At 40.8% G+C, this 15655-nt stretch carries 18 protein-coding genes; 9 read left to right on the top strand and 9 right to left on the bottom strand.

Annotated features, from left to right (window positions below; all coding sequences use genetic code 11):
• The first annotated feature begins 127 nt into the window (after positions 1-127).
• A complete protein-coding gene (gene ctpC, locus FBB35_RS01465) occupies positions 128-1411 on the top strand; it encodes a carboxyl-terminal processing protease CtpC (RefSeq protein WP_174708172.1) in 1284 nt (427 codons plus the stop codon).
• Between the two features lie 71 nt (positions 1412-1482).
• On the opposite strand, the gene FBB35_RS01460 is transcribed toward ctpC, so the two are convergent.
• Complete coding sequence (locus FBB35_RS01460) at positions 1483-1668, bottom strand: transposase (protein ID WP_174708171.1); 186 nt, start codon at positions 1666-1668, stop codon at positions 1483-1485.
• 266 nt (positions 1669-1934) lie between these two features.
• Between FBB35_RS01460 and FBB35_RS01455 the strand changes: the two genes are divergently transcribed.
• On the top strand, positions 1935-2432 hold the full coding sequence (locus FBB35_RS01455) for a DUF6174 domain-containing protein (protein ID WP_174708170.1): 498 nt from the start codon (positions 1935-1937) through the stop codon (positions 2430-2432).
• 317 nt (positions 2433-2749) lie between these two features.
• On the top strand, positions 2750-3589 hold the full coding sequence (locus tag FBB35_RS01450; RefSeq protein ID WP_174708169.1) for a DNA/RNA non-specific endonuclease: 840 nt from the start codon (positions 2750-2752) through the stop codon (positions 3587-3589).
• 79 nt (positions 3590-3668) lie between these two features.
• Here FBB35_RS01450 and FBB35_RS01445 read toward each other — a convergent pair whose 3' ends face one another.
• The 4 genes from FBB35_RS01445 to FBB35_RS34125 form a co-directional block, all read right to left on the bottom strand.
• Entirely contained in the window at positions 3669-4061 is a 393-nt protein-coding gene (locus tag FBB35_RS01445; RefSeq protein ID WP_174713491.1) for a nuclease A inhibitor family protein, read from the bottom strand.
• Positions 4062-4174: 113 nt separating this feature from the next.
• Positions 4175-4825: a Uma2 family endonuclease gene (locus FBB35_RS01440; protein WP_174708168.1), complete on the bottom strand. Its 651-nt coding sequence runs from the start codon at positions 4823-4825 to the stop codon at positions 4175-4177.
• Positions 4826-4919: 94 nt separating this feature from the next.
• Positions 4920-5300 carry a transposase gene (locus tag FBB35_RS34130; RefSeq protein WP_254625731.1) on the bottom strand — a complete coding sequence of 127 codons (381 nt, stop codon included), beginning with the start codon at positions 5298-5300 and terminating at the stop codon, positions 4920-4922.
• A 1-nt stretch (position 5301) separates the two neighbouring features.
• Positions 5302-5877, bottom strand: a complete 576-nt coding sequence (locus FBB35_RS34125) for a transposase (RefSeq protein WP_254625782.1) — start codon at positions 5875-5877, stop codon at positions 5302-5304.
• Between the two features lie 139 nt (positions 5878-6016).
• Here FBB35_RS34125 and FBB35_RS01430 point away from each other — a divergent pair, with 139 nt between their 5' ends.
• The 3 genes from FBB35_RS01430 to FBB35_RS01420 all read left to right on the top strand — a co-directional run bounded on the left by FBB35_RS01430 (position 6017) and on the right by FBB35_RS01420 (position 7981).
• Complete coding sequence (locus tag FBB35_RS01430) at positions 6017-7354, top strand: IS701 family transposase (RefSeq protein ID WP_174708167.1); 1338 nt, start codon at positions 6017-6019, stop codon at positions 7352-7354.
• Positions 7355-7528: 174 nt separating this feature from the next.
• Positions 7529-7840: a hypothetical protein gene (locus FBB35_RS01425; RefSeq protein ID WP_174708166.1), complete on the top strand. Its 312-nt coding sequence runs from the start codon at positions 7529-7531 to the stop codon at positions 7838-7840.
• A 3-nt stretch (positions 7841-7843) separates the two neighbouring features.
• Positions 7844-7981 (top strand): hypothetical protein, encoded by a 138-nt coding sequence (locus FBB35_RS01420; RefSeq protein WP_174707947.1) that lies wholly within the window; start codon positions 7844-7846, stop codon positions 7979-7981.
• Here FBB35_RS01420 and FBB35_RS01415 read toward each other — a convergent pair.
• A complete protein-coding gene (locus FBB35_RS01415; protein WP_174708165.1) occupies positions 7978-8874 on the bottom strand; it encodes a prohibitin family protein in 897 nt (298 codons plus the stop codon). The two genes, FBB35_RS01420 and FBB35_RS01415, sit on opposite strands and share 4 nt — an antisense overlap.
• 275 nt (positions 8875-9149) lie before the next feature.
• Here FBB35_RS01415 and FBB35_RS01410 point away from each other — a divergent pair, with 275 nt between their 5' ends.
• Positions 9150-9935: a DUF4058 family protein gene (locus FBB35_RS01410; RefSeq protein WP_174708164.1), complete on the top strand. Its 786-nt coding sequence runs from the start codon at positions 9150-9152 to the stop codon at positions 9933-9935.
• Between the two features lie 183 nt (positions 9936-10118).
• Entirely contained in the window at positions 10119-10514 is a 396-nt protein-coding gene (locus tag FBB35_RS01405; RefSeq protein WP_174708163.1) for a hypothetical protein, read from the top strand.
• 6 nt (positions 10515-10520) lie between these two features.
• Here FBB35_RS01405 and FBB35_RS34120 read toward each other — a convergent pair whose 3' ends face one another.
• Together FBB35_RS34120 and FBB35_RS34115 are read right to left on the bottom strand one after the other, a co-directional pair.
• Entirely contained in the window at positions 10521-11024 is a 504-nt protein-coding gene (locus tag FBB35_RS34120; protein ID WP_254625781.1) for a transposase, read from the bottom strand.
• A gap of 60 nt (positions 11025-11084) precedes the next feature.
• Positions 11085-11480 carry a transposase gene (locus FBB35_RS34115; protein ID WP_254625668.1) on the bottom strand — a complete coding sequence of 132 codons (396 nt, stop codon included), beginning with the start codon at positions 11478-11480 and terminating at the stop codon, positions 11085-11087.
• A 156-nt stretch (positions 11481-11636) separates the two neighbouring features.
• Here FBB35_RS34115 and FBB35_RS01395 point away from each other — a divergent pair, with 156 nt between their 5' ends.
• Positions 11637-13268, top strand: coding sequence for an IS1634 family transposase (locus FBB35_RS01395; protein WP_174708162.1), 1632 nt, complete (start codon positions 11637-11639; stop codon positions 13266-13268).
• 110 nt (positions 13269-13378) lie between these two features.
• Here the strand turns inward: FBB35_RS01395 and FBB35_RS01390 are convergent, their stop codons facing one another.
• Positions 13379-15427, bottom strand: a complete 2049-nt coding sequence (locus tag FBB35_RS01390) for an elongation factor G (protein ID WP_174708161.1) — start codon at positions 15425-15427, stop codon at positions 13379-13381.
• Between the last annotated feature and the right edge of the window lie 228 nt (positions 15428-15655).

The following is a 15655-nucleotide window of genomic DNA, read 5'->3' as shown; positions in this document are numbered from 1 at the left end:
CGACCAAGGTCGCCGGATTGTCAAGTATTTTGTTTAAATTAAGAATACATACTCGGTCTGTACAGTAGAAGCCTGTGTTAGATTGAGCATACTGACTATATATTTTCCCTCTGACGCAGCTGTCATTATGGTGATTACAAAAAGTAGGCTTGTTTTGGGTGCTACGGCGGTGACACTCTCCACGATCGCAGTTACTAGCCTTGGCATTCACTCGCGAGGTCAGGCTTTATTTAAAGCAAGTCCCAAAGAATTAGTAGATGAAGTTTGGCAAATTGTTCAGCGCCAATATGTAGATGGTACTTTCAATCAGGTAGATTGGCAGGCTGTTCGTAAGGAGTACTTAAGCAAGTCCTACAGTAATCCCCAAGAAGCGTATAAGTCCATTCGGGAAATGCTCAAAAAGCTGGATGATCCATACACCCGGTTTATGAACCCAGAGGAATTCAAGAATATGCAAGTGGATACCTCTGGAGAATTGATCGGGATTGGGATCACTATCAGTCAAGATGAAAAAACTAAGCAACTGGTTGTAATTGCGCCAATCGAAGATACACCAGCATTTAAAGCTGGTGTTTTGGCAAAAGATGTCATCCTCAAAATCGACAACAAAAGCACCAATGGGATGGATACTAATCAAGCAGTATCCCTGATTCGAGGTGAAGCAGGAACGCAAGTTAGCCTAACGATTCAGCGCGACGGTCAGACAAAACAATTTGACATCAAACGGGCGCGAATTGAAATTCATCCAGTTAAATATTCTCAAAAGCAAACTCCAGCAGGTAATCTTGGCTACATTCGCCTGAACCAGTTCAGCGCTAATGCTGGTAAAGAAATGCAAACAGCTATCAAGGATTTAGAAAGCAAGAAGGTAGCTGGATACATCCTCGATTTACGTGGCAATCCAGGTGGCTTACTATTCTCCAGTGTAGACATTGCCAGGATGTGGATAAATAAAGGTAAGATTGTCTCCACCGTTGAACGCCAAGGAGAGGCAGAAAAAGAAGAGGCAAACGGACGCGCCTTGACGGATAAACCTTTGGTAGTGCTGGTAGATAAAGGTTCAGCTAGTGCCAGTGAAATCCTTTCAGGGGCTTTGAAGGACAACAACCGTGCTACTTTGGTTGGTACTCAAACCTTTGGTAAGGGACTAGTGCAATCGGTACGCCCCTTAGAAGATGGCTCAGGATTGGCGGTAACAATTGCTCATTACTATACCCCTAATGGTACAGATATTAATCACAAAGGTATTAATCCAGATGTGAAGGTAGAATTAACCAAAGAGCAGATGCAGGAATTATGGCTCCATGAACGCGATAAACTCGCTACCCTACAAGATCCACAATTCGCTAAAGCAGTGGAAGTGATAGGTAAAAAAATTGCTGCTAAGGGCACAGCCACAGCAGAAAAATGAAGAGTTAAGAATTAAGTTAGGAGTAAGTAGTAAAGATTTATGAATAAAAACTATCATTTCTAACTCCTAACTTAAACTGGTTGGCACTTTCCAGCTCTAATAAGTCCGACACGCCGAGCGATCGCTTCTCCTTCCGAACTAAAAGGCCCCCACTGCTCTATAATCTCTAAATTATCGTCGCCAACTTTGTCGCTGGGGACGATTTCGCAATTACCAGTAGAATGTTTGACAATATACCAACTTTGTGATTCATTCATGCTTGAGACAAAAAATCTGTTTTTTACAGTAAAGATTTTACAGCATAGAGAAAAGATTTTCGCACATCTGCGATCGCACCGATTTCCGTAAAACTAATTTACAAGCGATAAATGCGATTGTAAGCGATCGCTGTGGGAAGAATAAACTTGTTTTGTTGTTATTTGATCTTGGCTAACCACTGATGGATTTTAATCAAAAGATAAAGTGTATTTAAACAAGTACATGAATTAATGTATATAGCACTTTTGAAATTAAGTGAATTGATATGCGTTTACCTATAATTATCAGTGCCGGATTATTGCTATCTTTCAGCCTTAACCTACCAGTAATGTCAAAATCTCCCATAGAGATAGCACAATCGCCAACAAAAAATAATAACTTGGATTTAAGGCGATTAAAATTTAATCGCTATTTGTGGAATCAGCAAAATATTTCCAACTATCGCTATACATTTAGTAATGGATGCTTTTGTATATCCGACGCTAGAGGGCCAGTAGTTATTGAAGTCCGTAATGGTCAAACAACTTCCATCACTTCTGTAGCTACAGGTCAAGCAGTTAATCCAGAATTTTTTCAAAACTACAAAACAATTCCTAAGCTGTTTAATGTGATTCAAGATGCTATTAATCGTCAAGCTTACAGCCTAAATGTGAGTTACAGCCCTAAACTCGGCTATCCAACCAAAATTGAGATAGATTACAACAGTCAGATAGCTGATGAAGAAATATATCTCACAATTGAGAATTTTCAGGAAATTAAATAGCCACCGTTGCAACCATAAAATTAGATATTGAGGCGATCCAGTGCGTAGCTTTCCACCGCAGGCATCGCCCTAATTTATCGTGTGAATCAAATTTTATTTAAGAAAAAAGATTGGCATTGCTAATTAAGAGATGCAAAATTTTAAGCCATCACTCATCACAAAAGTGGGTTTTTTGATTGTAAACTCTTATCGAATAAAGATTTTAGCCTATTGTGTCACTACATATTTACCATTAAAAAAATTTTTTTGTATCACTGAATACTTGATATTGAAACCAAGAACTTGGACACTGTTTTGGTAATCAAAAGTACAAAAACGTGAAAAAAATCAAAATTTTCAAGTTTCTACTGCCATTTGTGACGGTGGTTTTATTCATAATTGGGTTAGCACAGATTGTACCAGCCCAGTCATCAGTAAGTGTTCACATAACTCTTGGCAACCCCAGTAATGCTGGAACTTCTAGCCAAAATAACTACTTGTTGGTAAAACCACAATATGTAATTGGTTACAACTGCTCAATAGGTAGACCAAATTGGGTGTCTTGGCAGTTAAATAGTAGTTGGTTAGGTAGCACACCAAGGCAAGATACTTTTCGGGCTGATACAACACTTCCTTCTGGGTGTTATCAAGTTCAATCTACCGATTTTAGTGGAAGTGGGTTTGATCGCGGTCACATGACACCTAGTGCTGACAGGACTAGTAGTGTTACTAATAATTCTGCTACCTTTTTGATGAGTAATATGATTGCTCAAGCCCCAGATAACAATCAGGGAATTTGGGCAAACTTAGAGGATTATGCCAGAACTTTAGTAGGACAAGGTAAAGAACTGTACATCATATCTGGTGGATATGGGATGGGTGGTACTGGTTCTAACGGAACGTTCTATACAATAGCTAATGGGCGGGTTCAAGTCCCTAACAGAACCTGGAAAATTATTGTTGTATTGAATACTCCTGGTTCAGGTCTTGCTGGTGTGACAACCAGCACGAGAGTCATTGCTGTCAATATTCCCAACGCCCAAGGGGTACGAACAGCGAATTGGAGAAACTACCGGGTTAGCGTTGACTCATTAGAATCTCTAACTGGATACAACTTTCTCTCACAAGTTTCAACATCTATTCAGTCTGTCATAGAAGCACAAGTCGATAATTTATAAGTTTAGATGATTTAAGAAATGAGAAAGCCTAGCTGCACAAATGGCTAGGCTTTTATTTAAAGAAATTTCTACCTATATACTAGGTTTCAACCAGTTTTGTTACTACTCCAGCTAAGTCACCATCTTTAGTTTGTCCGATGATATAAGCGTCAATATTTATTTGTCCAACACGATAAACGCTGATGTCACTAAGATTATCTTTTAGTGTCTGCATAAGTGTTTGAAATCTTTTAACATCTTTTTTCTGTAATTCATTGTGCCACTCTTGCTCAAATGCACAATTACGAAAGAAATAGTCCAACTCTACTACTTCGACTGGCAGGTTTTGAGAACCTGTTAGCTGTAATATTTTCTCCTGGGTTGCAGGTGCAGCACCTTCCCATTGAACAACCTCGAAAGGGTAATCCGACTCGCTCATTATTAACAAGCCAGTACTAGCTTCCTTGAGTTTTTCGACAATCTCGCCGCTCATAGTCATCAGTTTCTAGCAACGCTCATACTGTATCATTCAGCCAGTAGCAAAGTGGGAATGGGACAACTCGAACATTGGGTAAGAGATTTAGCATCAATAGAGCAAGAATTAGATTAAGTTGGGTTGATTTGCTTTCTTACCCATTGACGAAATGCTCTAAGCGTTGGACTTCTACCTAAAATTAGGCTCTGTTCTACAAACTGGGGAATTGCTTCAACAATGGACAAGTTGGGAAAAGTAGAACTAATTTCAGACTCAATGTATTTGCCATCTTGAAGAATATTAATTTGTAGCTTGCCAGCTTCATATCGCCACAGTTCAGGAACTCGCAATGCTTCGTAAGCATCTAGTTGAGTTTTGGAAGTAACATCAACTTCAATTGCTAAGTCAGGTGGCGGATCAACCGTCAAGTCTATTCGCTCTTTACCAATCATTTGAGCATGATTTTGAATGTAGAAAGAGTCATCAGACTCTATACCAAAAGCCATATCTTCACGTTTAAAGGTTGTTGAGCCAAATGTTTCACAGTCAATTTCTAACTCCTCCAGCAGTATTTTCACCAAATCCCCAATGATGACTTTGGCTTTTTCATGCTTTGGTAATGGCATTCTCATCTCCAAAGTTCTCTGGCTGTAAGCCAATCGAGCGGCTCGATGGTCGCCAAGTTCTTCTAAAATCGCCTCAAATTCTTGCCAGCTAACATCGTGGAGTATTACTCTATGTCCCGGCGGAACACTTAATTGTCGTAATTGAAGTGTTACCATAATTCCTTACCTAATCGTACTTGTATTTTACCTTCATCACATATTTGGTATTACCTTTACCACCAATTGTTACGTCAACACCTTATAGCGGTTATCAGTCTTGTGAGGTACAGTAGCAGCAGTGAGTAAACCAACCCAGCAAATTCTCTATTGTCACTTCTGCGAATGCCGTATCTAATGCCTGGAGTAAATCAGGGTATGTCCTTGCACCGATGCGACGGAGAATGTTCTTAATCTTGGACCAACAATTCTCAATCGGTGAAAAATCGGGAGAATAGGGGGGGAGATAAATGAGATGAGCGCCAGCAGCGATGAGCAAAGCTTCAAGTTCATCACTTTTATGGATTGAGCAGTTATCCATGATCACCACTGCACCAGGCCAAAGTTTGGGTACGAGCTTTTGGGCGATGAAGGCATCAAAAGTCAAAGCATCGATAGAACCTAAGCCACTCCATTGGGTGAGCAGTCCTTTCAAGCTAATTGCACCAATTACCGAGACATTTTTCCCTTTGCGGTTGGGCTTTTGAGCATAGGCCCGAAGCGCCAGGCAAGGCGCGGGCACATTTGCGGATGAAGGACAGATTAACTCCCGATTCATCTAAGAAAATCAGCTCTTCGACGGGTATCCCCCTCAAGAGTTTCCAGTACTCAAATCGGGCTAGTTGGACTTCATCACTACCTTTTTTGTGAGGTGGAGACTTTTTTTTGAGGTTGAGGTGAAGTTTCCAGCGAACCATCCGATTCACCGTAGCTACCCCAATTAAGACCTCTGTTTTCTCGTAAAGTCGTTCCCGCAATTCGCTTAACGTCGCATCGGGCTGTGCTATGACGAGTTGGCGCAGGATTTCTAACTGTTCAGCATTCAACTTTGTTGCTGTCTGCTCAGTCCGCACCTTGGGGCCTATCATCCCCAATTCTCGATGGCGTTTGAGTAAATTTTGCACAAAACTTAAGGTGACACCAAAGTTTTTAGCCAGTTTTCGTTGGGAAATGTCACCGCAGGCATAAGCATCAACTATTTTTTGACGCAAGTCGAGAGAGTAGGCTTTCATCACCACCAATTATCAGTAGAATTGCTCTCTCCTACTGTACTGAAGTAGACTGATAACCACTATAACCCTCTTCTGTCACTTTCCGAGTATTCTGAATAAAAGGATTAAAAGAAAAAACTCTCTTCAGGTAAGCAGGGCAATGGATGTAGAATTACAAATCCTAAAACATTTGGCAAGAGATGCCCAGCCAACAGTTGCGATCATAGATGAATATTGTGCAGAGTATAAAGACCTGTTCAAAGAAGTAAGAAATTATGAATGCTTCAAATATTTACATTTAGGGATAATTGCACCAATAAAAAGAAAATCATTACCAGAAATAGCCAAAGTAGTAAGTATAAACTCGGCACAGTCATTACATCATTTCATAGCCTATTCAGATTGGTCAGCAAATAAATTAAAGAGCCGAAGATTAGATAAATTAAAGAAAGCATTAAATAGTCAGGCGATAACCGTAGTAATAGATGAAACTGGAGATAGGAAAAAAGGTAAAAAGACAGATTATGTTGCAAGACAATATCTAGGGAGTGTAGGAAAAATAGATAATGGAATAGTATCAGTCAATGCTTATGGAGTTTATGAAAATGTAACATTTCCATTAAGTTTCAAAGTATTTAAACCGAAAGGGACGCTCAAATCAGGAGATAAATATAAAACCAAAATAGAGTTAGCGTCAGAAATTATTACAGAATTAATAAATGAGGGGTTTAATATTGAATTAGTATTAGCCGATAGTTTATATGGTGAAAGTAGCAAATTCATCAAAAAGCTCAATGAATATGAATTAGCTTATGTTGTAGCAATTAGAAGTAATCACGGAGTCTGGCTACCAGCTAATCAGAGCGTTAGAGCTAACAAGTGGTGCAAATTTGAGAGAACATTTAGTAATAAAAAATCCGAAATCAGATATATCCGAGAAATAATTTATGGTAAAAAAAGAGCCATAACTTACTGGGAAATAACTACTGATCCAGAAACAATGCCGGATAATTCCACTTCATTTGTCATGACGAATCTTCAAGGAAATCTCAAAAAAACTTTAGGCGATTTATATGGATTAAGAACCTGGGTAGAATATGGGTTTCGACAATGTAAACAGGAACTCGGCTGGACAGATTATCGCTTGACAAATTTTCAACATATAGAGAGATGGTGGGAAATTATTTTTTGTGTTTACACAATGATTAGTCTAAATTCCCCAGCCTTTTTAGCCTTAAATCAATCTCTTCAAATTGAAACTGAGGTGATAGGTACTAGTTATGTTAATTGTGTAGATTTTTCTCATCATCAACAATGGAATCATAATTCTGGATGGAAGAATACTCTTAATAATCTTCGTTTAATTGTCCAACCTCTTTTACTATTTTGGCTGATTTATCCCTGGTTAGATATTTTTCCAAATTCTCATTTATTGCTAGGATTTAATCATTTAATTTGTGCCATGAACCAATTTAAACCCTTTTTTGCTTCTGGATGATTTCACTTATTTACTACTTGCTTATCTCGGAGAGTGACAGAAGAGGGGTATAGACCTTTTATACTAACTCCTGTAGCAACATCATGACTCATTTCAATCTCCATTACGGAAACTTTTTGTTTACGACCTTCTTCGATTATTTTTCTTATATTTTCACTATCATCTTGTGAAAGATTGCCAGGTGAATTTATTTTATCTACTAAGTTAACAAATAAGCTTATTAAAAAAAATATTTGGCAAAAGAATAAGGATAATCTTTGTGGGTGTCCTTGGAGCGATCGCTACTCTACATTAATTCCAAATCCAAAATTACTTGCCGTTGCCGTTACCACTATTGCCATTACTTTGAATGATACGTTTGGCGACTTTTTTCGGCACTTCCTGAAGATGGTCATATTCCGACTGGAAGGAACCAAAGCCGAGAGTGATCGATGCCTACGCACCTTACTAGCAAAGCAAGTAATGTATACATCATCTAAAATTTAAATTGTGTCGAGTAAAATTCGTAAGCAGATTTATATTGAACCGTATCAAGAACATCTGCTAAAGGCGATCGCCCAACAAGCTGGTGTAATTGAAGCAAAGATTCTTTGCTGCCAAGCCATTAGCCTGATATTAAAATTTTAGGGTCTTGAAGTTCCTGCTTCTGGCTGGATCAGAATAGGCGCTCCACCTTTTTCAGAACCAATAACTACAATTTTAGAATTATTTGATTGAGCTAGCTTTTCTGTGGCTTCAATCGCTCGTAATTGTAGCACTTGGTTGGTAAGTCCACTGGAGATAATTTTTTGAGAATCAGCTATGCCTTGAGCTTCAATACGCTTTCGTTCTGCCTCTTGACGCTCTTTCTCTAAAACAAATTTCATTTGCTGGTTTTCTTGCTCTGTCTTGAGTTTGTTTTGAATTGCAACTTGTAGAATATCAGGCATTTTGACGTTTCGTAAAAGAGCTTCCTCAACTATGAAACCCAAAGTGGGTATCTCTTGGGTGAGTTGTTGGTCAATTTTTTGGGCGATTTCTTGACGTTTGGTAGAGTAAATCGCACTAGCTGGGTAGTTTGCAGTAATAGCCCGAACGGTAGAGCGGAATCTGGAAATTACCAGTTGTGTTTCATCAGTTCCAATGGTTTTATATACTGTAGCTGCTTTCTGGGGATCGAGCTTGTACTGAAGACTGACATCAAGATTTAAACTCAAACCTTCTTGGGTTGTTACATCTATGTTTTCCTTCACATCCTTAATGCGAGTGGAAAAATTCAGCACTTTGTTAAAGGGATTCAACAAGTGGACACCAGGATTAAGAGTAGTTTCGGAAACCTCACCAAATAAGTTGACGACACCAATATTGCCTGGTGGGACAATCACCAAAAGCCTAGAAATAGAATTCAGTATTGCAATACTGCTAATCAATATCGTAATTGTGCGTATTGCTAAACGCGACTTTTCGCCAGAGATCCTACCTGTATTCAGACAAACGAGGATTGCAATTAGGCTAGTTAGAAGAGAGATTATAAAGCCCATGAGTTTTTCTGTGTGGTTAAGATGGATATACTTAATCACATAATTCCCAAATGCTTTTATGAAACTTCTCCTCAAGAGCAGCAAGCTATAATTTTGCAGAATTAATTCCTAAAACTCAGTACTGAGTGCTTTATGCTTGCACTGAGGTATTTGCCCCATTTATTGGGGGCAGAACTCTTTTGTCATTAGAAGATTGATACCCCTTTTAACTCATTACTCTTCATGGCAGCCCAGATTGTTAGGATAAACAGTAAGAATATTGTTTTGCCAAGCTTATGCCTTCACCGTTTCCAGGGATGAACCCCTACTTAGAAAATCCCGAATTCTGGGCTGAAGTTCACAGTCGGTTGATAATTGCGATCGCAGATGTAATTGCTCCTCAACTACGACCCAAATATCGAGTAGCGGTTGAGAAACGAGTATATCAAATGACAGATGAAAATTCTATCCTAGTTGGTATTCCTGATGTGGTTGTCGGACGTTCTTTAACAAACACAGAAAAAGAACCGTCTAATATTGCGATCGCTATACCGCTTACAAAACCAATAACTGTCAATCTTCCTATTCTAGAAGAAGTACGAGAAGGATACCTAGAAGTTCGGGAAGTAGCAACCGGAGAAGTTGTCACAGTGATTGAAATTTTATCACCAAAAAATAAGCGTACTGGTGAAGGAAGAAAGGCATACGAAAGTAAACGTCAGCAAGTATTAGGTAGCTTGACTCATCTAATAGAAATAGACTTGTTGCGTGGCGGCGAACCCATGCCAATTTTAGGTAATCAAATTAAGTCAGACTATCGTATTTTGGTAAGTCGGAGTGAATATCGCCCTAAAGCAGAATTATATCCATTTGGACTACAAGAGCAGATTCCCACTTTTTTGTTACCTCTACGTCAGGGTGATACAGAACCATTACTAGACTTACAAGCATTAATACACGGCGTATACGATCGCGCCGGATTTGATTTGGTTATAGATTATAGTGGTGAACCAATTCCGCCCCTTGGAGAAGTTTATTCAGCTTGGGTGAGTGAGTTGTTAAAAGAGCAGTCGTTACGTTAAGTTTGAGTAATTTCCTCTTTTACCCATTGCCTAAATACTCTGAGCGTTGGACTTATACCTAAAGTTCGACTCAGTTTGACACTTTTTATTAATATGTGTAAAAACAAGTTTTGTTATTTTAACGAGATTTTAGGGAAAACTAAATCGGTAGCTTCTCTATTACAACAATATTGAGAAATAGTTATGGATTTAAATGGATTAATTTGGACTAAAAACGTAAAACCCTTAAATGGTGAAGATTGGGCTTATCAAAGCATATTTACTATACATCCAGAATTAAAGATTTTTGCTTTACATTGGAGAAATTTAGAAAATAGAGACGAAATAAATGCCAAGACTCCACAAGAAGGTGAACTGATAATTTTAAGACAACGTAGCAAAGTAACGCACGTTGTTCAAATGCTGAATAAGCAACTTTATCCTGATGGAAATGCTGGAGAAGAATTTAATATTTATCGTCTTGTCCAGGTGATTTGGATGACGGATAATTGGGAGCATCCTCCAGATAAGAGTAAAGTCTTTGATTGTGCAATTAACTTCCCTCCGAATGGAAAAGCAATAAGATTGGAAAACATATAGCGGTTATCAGTCTTGTGAGGTACAGTAGCAGCAGTGAGTAAACCAACCCAGCAAATTCTCTATTGTCACTTCTGCGAATGCCGTATCTAATGCCTGGAGTAAATCAGGGTATGTCCTTGCACCGATGCGACGGAGAATGTTCTTAATCTTGGACCAACAATTCTCAATCGGTGAAAAATCGGGAGAATAGGGGGGGAGATAAATGAGATGAGCGCCAGCAGCGATGAGCAAAGCTTCAAGTTCATCACTTTTATGGATTGAGCAGTTATCCATGATCACCACTGCACCAGGCCAAAGTTTGGGTACGAGCTTTTGGGCGATGAAGGCATCAAAAGTCAAAGCATCGATAGAACCTAAGCCACTCCATTGGGTGAGCAGTCCTTTCAAGCTAATTGCACCAATTACCGAGACATTTTTCCCTTTGCGGTTGGGCTTTTGAGCATAGGCCTGAAGGCCAGGGCAAGGCGCGGGCACATTTGCGGATGAAGGACAGATTAACTCCCGATTCATCTAAGAAAATCAGCTCTTCGACGGGTATCCCCCTCAAGAGTTTCCAGTACTCAAATCGGGCTAGTTGGACTTCATCACTACCTTTTTTTGTGAGGTGGAGACTTTTTTTTTGAGGTTGAGGTGAAGTTTCCAGCGAACCATCCGATTCACCGTAGCTACCCCAATTAAGACCTCTGTTTTCTCGTAAAGTCGTTCCCGCAATTCGCTTAACGTCGCATCGGGCTGTGCTATGACGAGTTGGCGCAGGATTTCTAACTGTTCAGCATTCAACTTTGTTGCTGTCTGCTCAGTCCGCACCTTGGGGCCTATCATCCCCAATTCTCGATGGCGTTTGAGTAAATTTTGCACAAAACTTAAGGTGACACCAAAGTTTTTAGCCAGTTTTCGTTGGGAAATGTCACCGCAGGCATAAGCATCAACTATTTTTTGACGCAAGTCGAGAGAGTAGGCTTTCATCACCACCAATTATCAGTAGAATTGCTCTCTCCTACTGTACTGAAGTAGACTGATAACCGCTATACAAGCATTCCAAGAACGGTGGAGTACAGAAGGATTAGCGTTTCAACCCTACATTCCGCAGGTAAGAGAGGAGATCAATGGTATTTTTGATGAATGACACCATCAGTATCAGAAATAAGAGTACAAGATATTGACCACTGTGGGATAGTGGCAGGGATTATTGATCAAATGTGTTTGGTAGAGCAAATCAACCAAATACTGGGAACACATCACCAAGAAATAGTCAGTTCAGGTCAAGCAGTCAAAGCAATGATTCTCAATGGCTTGGGTTTAGTAAGTGCGCCACTATACCTATTTGAGAAGTTCTTTGTAGGCAAAGCCACAGAGCATTTACTAGGGGAAGGTATAAGTCCAGAACACTTGAATGATGACCGCTTGGGCAGAGTCTTGGACAAACTGTATGAAGCGGGATTAACACAAGTATTTGTGACAGTAGCACTGGCAGCAGCCAAGAAGTTTGGGGTGGAAAAGGACAGTTTACACTTGGATTCAAGTTCGTTTCATGTGCATGGAGAATATACCAACAACTCAACAGAAGGTTCAGGCAAGCCAAGAGAGATAACAATCACAAAAGGATACTCAAGAGATCATCGACCAGACCTGAAACAGTTTATTGTAGACCTGATGTGCAGTGGAGACGGGGATATTCCTCTATATCTAAATCTAAGAGTGGCAGATGGGAATGAAGCCGACTCAGCCGTGTTTGCTCAAATCTTGAAAGAATTTCGTCACCAATGGGAAATAGATGCTTTGTTTGTAGCGGATGCAGCACTCTACACCGAAGGCAATCTTAAACAAATGGATTCTTTGCGATGGCTATCACGAGTTCCAGCCACACTGACTACTGCCCAATTACTCTTGGAGAAAATGAGTCAGGAAGCTTTTGTGGATAGCATAGTCACAGGCTACCGAATAGCAGAGTGTTGCTGCGATTATGGTGGAGTCAAACAGCGTTGGCTAGTGGTGGAAAGTGAAGCTCGTGCCGCAGCAGATTTAAAGCAACTGGAAAAACGTCTGACTAAGCACCTCCAACAAGCACAATCTCAACTGCGACAGTTGTCACAACAAGAATTTGCTTGTGCCGCAGACGCGATACAGGCTTCAGGGCGTTTTGAGACTCAGCAACGCTTTCATGAACTTGCTGAACTAGAAATTATCGAACACAAACGCCATGCCAAATCAGGCAGACCACGTAAAGATGCTCAACCACAACAGTGTTACTATCAAATTCGTGCGACTGTTGTACCTAACGAGCTAGCAATTGCCACTGAAAAACAACGAGCCGGGCGTTTTATTTTGGCTACCAATGTTCTTGATGCTCAACAATTGAGCAATGATGACTTACTCAAGCAGTACAAAGCCCAGCAATCTACTGAGCGTGGTTTTCGTTTTCTCAAAGACCCTTTATTTTTTACCAGCAGTGTTTTTCTCAACTCGAAAGAACGTGTTGCTGCTTTAGCAATGGTCATGGGTCTATGCTTGTTAGTTTACACTTTGGGACAACGGGCGTTACGCCAAGCTCTAGCTCAAGCAAAACAAACCATCAACAATCAATTGGGTAAACCAACTGCCTCTCCTACGATGCGGTGGGTGTTTCAATGTTTCATGTCGATTCATCTGGTAACGATCGCTGGCTTTCAACACATTACCAATCTTACTGACGAACGACGATGGATTCTCCAATTTCTTGGTGCGCCTTGCCGAAAATATTATCTTCTCACCTGATATACCTGCGGAATGTGGGTTCAACAGCACCTTCAAAGCGTATTAAATATTCATTAATAAAAAGCCCCGCATCTTTAAGTGCAGGGCTTTGATTTCAGACAAATCCAAAATTACTTGCCGTTGCCATTACCACTATTGCCATTGCTGTGAATGACGCGTTCAGCAAGTTTTTCCGGCACTTCCTGGAGATGGTCATATTCCCAATGGAAGGAACCAACGCCGAGAGTGAGCGATCGCAGTTCTACAATAAAGTTTTGCATCTCTGCTTGTGGCAAGTATGCCGAAACATTATCCCAGCCTTGCCAATCGTTTCTGCCTTCATAGCCTAAAATTTGCCCCCGTCTACCACTCAAAAGTTGCAGCACCTTGGAGGTAAATTCGCTCGGTGTAGTCACTTCCACGCGCAGAATTGGTTCTAACAGGGTAGGTTCTGCTTGGGGTATCCCCGTTTGCATTGCTAATCGCGCAGCTTGCTTAAAGGCTTGTTCGGAACTGTCAACGTTGTGATAGGAACCATTAGTCAGAGTTACCGCCAAATCGACTATTGGGAAGCCCAAAGGCCCATGTGTGAGAAATTCTCGCACGCCCATTTCCACCCCAGGAATGTACTGTTTGGGAACCACGCCGCCGACAATGGTTTCATTAAAGTTGAACCCTGTACCGCGTGGTAAAGGCTTGATATCGAGAAAAACATCACCAAACTGTCCATGACCACCGCTTTGGTGCTTGTAGCGCCCATGAACTGAAGCCACTGTTTTGCGAATGGTTTCTTTGTAAGGCACTTGCGGTAAATGGGTTGTCATCGGTAAGTTATATTTGCGGCGCAGTCTGTCTAAGGTGACTTGTAAATGAATCTCGCCTTGACCCCACAGGATTACTTCGTGAGTATCGCCGTGTTGTTCCCAAGCAAGTGAGGAGTCTTCTTCTAACAACTTGTTAATAGCACTACTGAGTTTTACTTCATCGTTGCGCTTTTCTGGTGTAATGGCGAGGGCATACACAGGTTCCAACTGTGCGGCTTTGGGTAATTCTATTGCAGACTGCTGTTCTATAGAAATTGTATCACCTGTCTTGATTCCTTCTAAACGGCTCAATGCAACAATTTCACCAGCATTAGCTTGGTTAACAAACTGCTGTTGTTGTCCTACAAGGCGGTAAATTCCACCAGTACGAATGCCATTGAGGACAATGCCATCAGTTAATTTGCCCTGCCAAACACGCACGAGAGAGAGTTTGCCACCTTGGGGAGTGTAGTAAGTTTTTAATACCTGTGCTAGAGGTGTATCACCTTTTATGTTTTTTAAACGACGTTCTGCTGTAGTTTCTGGTTCAGGCGCTTCCCGTAACAAGGCTTCTAATAGAGGTCTAACACCATAATCTTGTTCTGCCACACCAAAGAAAACGGGGACTACTAAATCTGCCCCTAATTCCATTTTTAAATCTTTAAGGATTTCCTCTTGGGGTGGTTCGATGTCTTCTAAAAGTTCTTCGAGTAAATGATCGTCAAAATTTGCTAAAGCTTCGAGCATTTCTGCCCGTGCTTTATGTTCTTCTTCTTTTAAACTTTCGGGGAAGGGGATGGGGTCAGCAGGTGCGCCTGGGTGATATTTATATGCCTGTTCACTCACCATATCGATAAAGCCGGTGAGTTGTTCCCCGTTCGTGATGGGAAATTGATGCGCTACTAAAGGACGGCTAGATACTGCTTTTAGGGCGTGTAACGTTTCTAGGACGTGAATATTTGCCCGATCCATTTTGTTGACGAAGACGAGGTGGGGAATTTCCCAATCATCCAGGAATTTAAATAGAGGGGCTAGGGTGAGGACTCGCTCGCGGATGGGTTCGCAAACTACAATTGCCGCATCCACTCCGATTAAAGCATTGTACGTTTCTTGGGCAAATTCTACGCTTCCCGGACAGTCAATAAAAGTGAAGCGAATGCCGTTATACTCAGTGCTAGCGGCGCTGACTTCTACACTCATATGGCGATCGCGCGACTCGGCAGCACTATCTCCCACTGTATTGCTGTCTTTAACGCTGCCTTTACGAGAAATTGCCCCTGTGACAAATAACAAGCTTTCTAGTAAAGTGGTTTTTCCACTTAAATAAGGCCCGACAATTGCAACATTCCGCGAACCCGATTTTACTTTTTCGTTCATAAAATCCTCCTTGCGGTAAGTCTTTTATAACCGCATGATTCCGTATATATCAATGGTTGAAGAAGAATCCAGCTATTCTGAATGAGCTAAACCTTAGCTATGCGCTAACAGGATTCATAAATCTTGACAGTAGCTAATCCGCGAGCGTCTTAAACCGATTTATTAATCCGCCAGTTGTACAGAATTCATTCTGTTCGCGGAGCGTGCCGGAGGCATTATTCTGGCTCC

Source organism: Nostoc sp. TCL240-02, from assembly GCF_013343235.1.
In the GTDB taxonomy this organism is placed as follows: domain Bacteria; phylum Cyanobacteriota; class Cyanobacteriia; order Cyanobacteriales; family Nostocaceae; genus Nostoc.
Note: the sequence above shows the minus strand (reverse complement) of the source record. Positions and strands in the feature narration are given on the sequence as shown.